The sequence below is a fragment of the Macellibacteroides sp. genome (assembly GCF_050251695.1).
GTDB lineage: Bacteria > Bacteroidota > Bacteroidia > Bacteroidales > Tannerellaceae > Macellibacteroides > Macellibacteroides fermentans.
Map to the genome: position 1 here is coordinate 1 of NZ_JBFWMI010000164.1, position 3706 is coordinate 3706.

2 protein-coding genes are annotated in these 3706 nt (G+C 34.8%); both read right to left on the reverse strand.

All coding sequences use genetic code 11. The annotated features are described in order from the left end of the window. A partial coding sequence (locus AB7E53_RS14500; RefSeq protein WP_446776490.1) for a hypothetical protein occupies nucleotides 1-870 on the reverse strand: 870 nt, incomplete at its 3' end. Next, entirely contained in the window at nucleotides 857-3451 is a 2595-nt protein-coding gene (locus AB7E53_RS14505) for an ATP-binding protein (protein ID WP_446776492.1), read from the reverse strand. The genes AB7E53_RS14500 and AB7E53_RS14505, both read right to left, overlap by 14 nt. Between the last annotated feature and the right edge of the window lie 255 nt (nucleotides 3452-3706).

Here is a 3706-nt window from a genome sequence, read left to right on the forward strand (position 1 = left end):
TACTTCAAGTGCTGTTTGGGCTGTAAGTTGAGCTTGTTTATTGGTGGGCACCATATATCCACCCAGGCTTCCATCTCCAAAACCCTGATTATTAACGAGGAAAAAGGGTGCAGATGATTCATGTGCCAGGTTAGAATAGAAACTATTCCACTTGGGCATGATAACAAATACATTTTTGGAATGATATTGATTCCAGTACATGATGTCGTGAATATTCTCATCATATATGTTATAATACAACATTTTGTCTGAATGATTTTCCGGATTCATTTGTTTTTTAAAAGTATCCAACAAGCTTAATCCGGCAGGAGTTCCATCTACAATTACATTAAGCATCAACGTACTATCCTTTAGCAGTGTTTTTGCTAATTTGTACACTTTATTAAAATCCGGTTTAGCAATAAAACCGGTAATATTAGAATGTTTAGCAATCAAGTGATTAATATAATGTGAAGTTCCACTGAACACGATTGGTACATTATAGGCAATATAGTGAGAAGAGGATAATAAGGAATAAGTGGCCTGATTATTGAAGGTGATAATTAAATCCGGTGGATTTTGTTCGTACGAGGTCATAAGATTATTCATACGTCTTATGTTTTCTCTATTGAGAACAAAGTCTGTATTCATGTAATGTACCGATATGTTTACATCGACATTGTTCTCATCAAAATACTGTTTAACCCCTTGGGTCAATTCATCCTGCCATACAGGTCCCTCTTTGTATGAGTGAATAAGTAATATATTGTAGGAATCCTTGTGTTTTTTTGCATCAGAACACGATATACTAAGAATGCTGATAACAACAAACAGGATTGTTGCCACAAGATACTTCAGATTATGTTCAATTTTAAGTTTACTCATTTTCATACGAAGCTTCAATTACACTTGAATAGGGTAGGACCACCGTAAATTTTGATCCTTCACCATGAACCGATTGAACAGAAATTTCACCACCCATGCGTTCAACAATCACTTTACAAATAGAAAGGCCTAATCCTCCTCCCTGACTAAAGTTATCTGTCTTATAAAAACGTTCGAAGATCTTTTTTTGTTCTTTAAGTGAAATACCCAATCCTGAATCTTCGACATAGAAAATCAGATTCTTATTTTTGGAAAGGATACAACCAACTTCAATAAAGCCATCATGTGTAAATTTAAATGAGTTATTAATTAGATTACGGATCAATTGTCTTAATCTTAATGAGTCGGCATTAATAAATACAGGTTCCTTTGGTAAATTCTTTTTAAGTGCGACGTATGGACTTAGGATTGTTTTTTCGGAGGCCAGCGTCTCTTCTATGATTAATGTTAGGTTGCATACTTCAGGATTAAATGGCAGGCCACTCTCAATCCTTGACAAGTCTAGTATGTCATTTATTAGTGTAAGCAGTATTTCGCACTTTTCATTAATTGTAGTTACAAAGATACTTTTCTCTTCGGCTGAGAAATTATCATCGGATGTAAGTAGATTCGAGAATCCTACAATTGCATTTAATGGAGTACGTATCTCGTGACTCATATTAGAAAGGAAGATACTTTTAAGCTTATCAGATTCTTCCGCTTTGTCCTTTGCAATCCGCAGGTTTTCTTCTGTCTCTTTGAATGTTTGAATACTCATGCACAGTCCAAACAGCGTGAATGAGGTAGAAAGGGCAGGATTATTGATGTAAGTTACATTGAAACTCCACCACTCATATTTATTATTAATGTATATACGTATTTGGATGGTCAGTTTGTCACTCTTTCGGTCCAGAATATGTTTGATCTGTTTATTCCAATTCCCGTAGTCTTCCGGATGAATCATTCCTTCAAAAACATCCGAATGGATGGTATGTTTACCGTTGTCATACACTCCGGTCTCTCTGAAGAAGACCTCTTCAAATACAAAAACATCTTTTTTTCCGTTGTAACGCCACGCATATACATGTGCATCCCCCATGGCCAGCGTATGAAGCTCTTTTTTTATGAATTCGTCTGTTATATCTTTAAAAGAGATAATCCAGCCCGTATAATTATCCATTGTTAGTAATGAACTGACAGTTCCCTCAATTAAAAGAGACTGATTTTCTGATGTAACAATTGTAGCTCCTTTTTCAAGTTGGTATGAAAGGTAGTTTTTGTCTAATGAGTTGAAAATATCTGTAAGATAGTTTTCATTGCCTCTCAATGTTATATTGAATACAGAGAAAATATCGGCGCCAATATATTCGTGTATATCTTTTTTTAAACCGAGACTATCCAGCGCAGCCTGATTCATCGCAAATATTTGCTTGTTATTGTCAATTGAAATTACCGACTCACGAATTGATTTCATGGTAACCTCCAACTCTTCACGTTTATTTAGTAATAGGTTTTGAGCTAGTTTCTTATCTTTTTTCTCTTTATTTAAAATATATATCAAAGATACAGTAACGAAAACGATAAACAAACCTGAAAAAACTAGTACATAAATAATAAGATTACTATATCTGATAGCCATCGGCATATTGAGAATAATGCTGTTAGCCGGCAGCTTATCAATTGGGATATTCCATCGTTGCAATTGTTGCCAATTAAATATGGGTTTAAGCTCTATTGCTTTAACAGGTATTGAAGCAACTGGAGTGCCAGTTAAAATTTTGGCAGCCATAATTCCGGCTTCATATCCAGCCTCATAATTTTCGACCATATAACCTCCAATCCGTCCATCTCCAAACCCCTCATTGTTTACCATAAGAAAAGGGGCAGTTCCCATGTGAGGCAAGTCCGAGTAAAAATCGGACCATTTAGCCATAATGCAAAAACTGTGAGGCTGATAGGTCATGCTTTCCATTAATTGGCGGCCGTTTATTTTATTTATATTCTTAATAGATATATAAACCGAGTCGTTCGATTCCATTTCCAATGGTTCCCAGCTATCCAGTTGTAAACTATCTTCTTTAATTACGCTATTAGGGATGGTAATTAAATGTTTCTTAGCATCATTAGCAGCTGCTCTGCCTGCATAAGAATCTTCTGCGATTATTTGAATGCTGTTTATTTTACCAAAAAGTTGAACTGCAAGTCTGTAGGTTTGCCTAAAATTGGGCTCATTTGTAATTCCTGTAATATTTTCGTGAGTATGTTTTTCAATTAATTCAGATATAACATAATCAATTCCCGCAAAGACTACAGGTTTGGAATGTGTATATGGATGCTCTGTGGCAAAGAAAGAAGAAAAACAGTCGTCGTCAGCCACAATAATCAAATCCAATGGTTTTGAGCTGTAGCTATCCAGTAACTTGTTTATCTCGTTTTGTTTGGCCTCTTCGGTCCTTAACTCTGTAGAAAGATAGTATTCCTTAACTTGGGTATCTAAGTTCTTATCATCAAAGGCTTCTTTAATACCCTTGTTTAGATCCTCTACCCAACTATCGTTTTTATTGAAAGAATGAATTACCAATACATTGTGGGGCTTTTTATTTTGCACAGAATTACATGCATAAAGTGATACTATCACTATGCACAAAACGGTTAGCCAAAGGAATAAACTATATTTAATATTCACATTAGTAGTTCATCAATTATAAACAGCAACAATTAGCTGCAAAAGCATTTTTGAGCTTTCGGTTTATGCAAATATAGAAGAATTATTTGAATTTAAAAGGTTTTTTTAAGGGTTTTCTAATATCGCTAATTGCTGACGATTAGGCAAAAAAGGAATCATTCCTTTGGAATATTCAAT